The 3,778-nt window shown below is 62.4% G+C and carries 4 protein-coding genes and 1 pseudogene; 3 read left to right on the top strand and 2 right to left on the bottom strand.

The window, feature by feature from the left end:
- The 3 genes and pseudogenes from thiC to VFB18_RS12835 all read left to right on the top strand — a co-directional run.
- A pseudogene (gene thiC, locus VFB18_RS12845) lies at positions 1-1,066 on the top strand (phosphomethylpyrimidine synthase ThiC); the annotation flags it as partial.
- A gap of 147 nt (positions 1,067-1,213) precedes the next feature.
- Entirely contained in the window at positions 1,214-1,429 is a 216-nt protein-coding gene (locus VFB18_RS12840; RefSeq protein WP_324975898.1) for a hypothetical protein, read from the top strand.
- Positions 1,430-1,575: 146 nt separating this feature from the next.
- Positions 1,576-2,118, top strand: coding sequence for a hypothetical protein (locus VFB18_RS12835; protein ID WP_324975895.1), 543 nt, complete (start codon positions 1,576-1,578; stop codon positions 2,116-2,118).
- Positions 2,119-2,666: 548 nt separating this feature from the next.
- Here VFB18_RS12835 and VFB18_RS12830 read toward each other — a convergent pair.
- The gene (locus tag VFB18_RS12830; RefSeq protein WP_324975892.1) at positions 2,667-2,999 is read right to left on the bottom strand and encodes a Cache 3/Cache 2 fusion domain-containing protein; all 333 of its coding nucleotides are present in this window, start codon (positions 2,997-2,999) and stop codon (positions 2,667-2,669) included.
- A 271-nt stretch (positions 3,000-3,270) separates the two neighbouring features.
- On the bottom strand, positions 3,271-3,778 hold a 508-nt coding region (locus VFB18_RS12825), incomplete at its 5' end, for a hypothetical protein (RefSeq protein WP_324975890.1).

Here is a 3,778-nt window from a genome sequence, read left to right as displayed (position 1 = left end):
GAGAAGATGGTGTGGGCGATCCGCTGGGGCGCCGACACCGTCATGGACCTCTCCACCGGCAAGAACATCCACGAGACGCGAGAGTGGATCGTCAGGAATGCGCCGGTGCCGATCGGCACCGTGCCGATCTACCAGGCGCTCGAGAAGGTGCACGGCGATCCCGTGAAGCTCGATTGGGAGGTCTACAAGGACACGTTGATCGAGCAGGCCGAGCAGGGCGTCGACTATTTCACCATCCATGCCGGCGTGCGCCTCGGCTACATCCATCTCACCGCAAACCGCGTGACCGGCATCGTCTCCAGAGGCGGCTCGATCATGGCCAAGTGGTGCCTTGCCCATCACAAGGAGAGCTTCCTCTACGAGCGGTTCCCCGAGATCTGCGACATCATGCGCCGCTACGACGTGTCGTTCTCGCTCGGCGACGGCCTCAGGCCGGGCTCGATCGCCGATGCGAACGATCGCGCGCAGTTCGCCGAGCTCGAGACGCTCGGCGAGCTCACCAGGATCGCCTGGGACAAAGGCTGTCAGGTGATGATCGAGGGGCCGGGCCACATCCCCATGCACAAGATCAAGGTCAACGTCGAGAAGCAGCTCGCTCTCTGCGGCGAGGCGCCGTTCTACACGTTGGGGCCGCTCGTCACCGACATCGCGCCGGCCTACGACCACATCACGAGCGCGATCGGCGCCGCCATGATCGGCTGGTTCGGCACGGCCATGCTCTGCTACGTGACGCCGAAGGAGCATCTCGGTCTTCCCAATCGCGACGACGTTAAGGCGGGCGTGATCGCCTACAGGATCGCAGCGCACGCCGCCGACCTCGCCAAGGGCCACCCGGCGGCGGTCGCGCGCGACAACGCGCTGTCGAAGGCGCGCTTCGAGTTCCGCTGGGAGGATCAGTTCAACCTCTCGCTCGATCCCGACACCGCGCGCTCATTCCACGACGAGACCTTGCCCAAGGAGGCGATGAAGCTCGCCCATTTCTGCTCGATGTGCGGGCCGAAATTCTGCTCGATGGAGATCACGCAACAGGTGCGCGACTACGCCGCCAAGCTCGCCGGCCCCGCCTCCGGCCCTCATCCTGAGGAGCCCGGCGCAGCTTCAGCGAAGCCGGGCGTCTCGAAGGAGGAGATCGAGCGGGGCATGGCCGAGATGAGCGCGAAGTTCCGCGCGCTCGGCGGCGAGGTTTATGTGGAGGAGGAGTAGGCCGGGACCGGTGGTCGAGGAGGATAACATCCGTGGTAACTTCATCGGCCTCCTGGAGCGCCACGACTATGGATGGCGCGCGTCGTTCCGCACGCAGCAGCCCGGGGCGGTGTTTTCGCAAGCAGGCGACAGCCAAGTTTTCGCCAAAGAGGCCGATGCCATGAAGTGGCTGCACACGCAGGCCGGCACTCTCGGCTACGCGTCAATCGACATCAGGCGCAAATAGAAGCGGGCAGACTGGCGCATTTCTGCTCGATGTGCGGACGGTTAAGCACGCGGAACAACTCCCGAACAGGCGAGAACATTCATAGCGCAGTTTCCTTAGTGCCAGTCTGGCAACGTATGCCCGCTCTAATGCGAATAGGATCGGCCATGCTGCAAGCTTACGTGACGCCGCTGCCGCTTGTGCTGGTCGGCACGCTGCATATTGCCTGCTTAGTTGCCTTGGCCGGTTTGCTCCTCGCGCCGCCGCCTCGGTATCCGGGCTGGCGCGTCGTGGGACCTGGCGGGACGCACTGGTTCTGGTTCCTCGGCAGCTGGGGGTTCGCGACGCTGCTAAGCTGGGTTTGGCTTTTCGTCGGCTCAGCCCGTCGTGATGCCGAGGTTCAGATGGGCTATCTGCTCATATTGATCTTCGCCTTCGGCATCGGCTCGGCAATATGCGGGTTCTACATGATCCGGCTGCGGCGCATGGCCTTGCGCTGGCGCGGAACGTCAGTCCGATGGCGCCAACGAGGACGCGAACTCGTCGAAGACATGGGCGATTTCGAATCTTGGCGGCAACCCCTGAGCGGATTGTTTCACCTGCGCTTTCGTGATGGGGCGATCCTAAAGCTGGACCTTTATGCACGGAATGGCGAGGAGCTCGCCGTCGCGATATCCGAACGAGCTGCCGGCAAATTCGAGTTCATATGAACGGTTAGGCGGCGTCTGAACCGCCTTCGACCCCCTCCTGCCATTTAACGTCGATCCACGCCCTTCACCAGCGGAGCGGCGAGAACGAACAGATCGAGCAGCATCGCCCAGCGGGGCGACCACAGGCTCGCGATCATGGACAGCAGGGCAGCCACAATCAAAACGCCGAGTTTCACGCGCTCGGCGGCGAGGTTTATGTGGAGGAGGAGTGAGTTCCTTCTATGCCCTTGTCATGCCCGGCCGAAGTGCCGGGCATCCACGAATTCCATCTGCCTCACAAATAATTCGTGGATGGCCGGGACAAGCCCGGCCATGACGAAGAGGCATGGCGGAGATGAGCGAGAAGTTCCGCGCTGCCGGCGCCGAGGTGTATGTGAAGGACTGAGAGGTCGGTTTAAGACTGAAGAGCCGACAAGGTTGCTGCAGCCCATAAGTGAAAGCGGGCGGCCATCGGGCCGCCCACTCACGCGCAAGACTAAGGTGTGTCGAAGCCAGCCCGATCGCGGAAGCCATCGTCCCGGACCGGTTTGGCGCAGCTATCAAAACGACTATTTCGGAACCCCCACAAACAGGGCGCCGGTCAATTTGCCATCTGCACCGATGAGCGGCGCGTAGTTGGCCTCGTAGTTTTGACCGAACACGGTTGCCGGCCCGGTGTAGGAGTGTTTTTCGGACAAGGCTTTGTAGGCGGGGCTGTCATGCTCTAGTTTTGTACCGACCGCCGATTGCCCGCCTTGCATCAAGGTCGTTTCGGTGCGGACGAAGTCTTTGCCGTCATAAGAGAAGATACTCGCTGCGAGTTTGGTTTCCGCCGATGAAGCACTGCCGACAAGCAATGTAACGGGCAACAACAGGCCCAGGATCAAAAACAGTCTCCTCATAGCAGCCTCCCTGAGGTGGGTTCGCAGACGAGCGGTTTCGTCCCCGCGCTCAAACGCGGGACGAAAGCTCGCGGCGAAGGTCGGGAAACGAAACTTCGATACGTCTCTTGCGGGAGACACACCATAGCCCTGACCTCCATTAAGGCCAGACGCATCGACAAAATATCATCGCGATCAGGGTGTGTCAGCAATGCTCCTTGGGCGGAACAAATGGGCAATTGCTCGCCTAGAGGCTCATAACGCAATTCCTCGCTCAGCGCGTGTGGGCTCCTTAGACCGGCCTACCCCACTCCACGGTCCGGCTCACGAGCGGGGAGGCGAGAACGAGCAGATAGAACAGCATGGCGTAGTCGGGCGAATAGAGGCTCGCCAACATGGAGAGGATCGCTGACAGGATCACCATGCCGAGCTTGATGCGCCCGTCCGGCCGCGCCTTGCCATCCGGTTCGTGCGTGCCGCCGCGCGCTTCGCCGGCGCGTTGGCCGTCGCGCTCGGCGGCGCGCGAGACCAAAAGCGCGGTGACGGCGAGAAGGATCATGTTGGCGCCGTAGAGCCACACCGCCCCCGCGAGGTCGTAGCGGTTGACCGCCAGCATCGAGAAGGGAAGAAAGGTCACGCCGAGAAGATTGAACAGCGTCGCCCGCGTGTAGGCAGGGCTCGCCGCCTCGGGTTCCCCGGTCACTTGCGCGCGCCCCGACCAGAAGCCGACCAGGACGAAGAAGGTGATGAGATAGGCGGTGAAGGTGTCGGAGACGCCGGTCAGCCCGTCGAGGAACTCC

The sequence above is a fragment of the Methyloceanibacter sp. genome (genome assembly GCF_035650995.1).
In the GTDB taxonomy this organism is placed as follows: Bacteria; Pseudomonadota; Alphaproteobacteria; order Rhizobiales; family Methyloligellaceae; genus Methyloceanibacter.
The sequence above is the reverse complement of the archived record's forward strand: the minus strand, read 5'-3'. Positions and strand labels throughout refer to the sequence as shown.

Excerpts from the sequence above, each read along its gene's own strand:
- VFB18_RS12830 (WP_324975892.1), bottom strand. The coding sequence starts at position 2,999 with ATGAGGAGACTGTTTTTGATCCTGGGCCTGTTGTTGCCCGTTACATTG.
- VFB18_RS12835 (WP_324975895.1), top strand. The coding sequence starts at position 1,576 with ATGCTGCAAGCTTACGTGACGCCGCTGCCGCTTGTGCTGGTCGGCACG.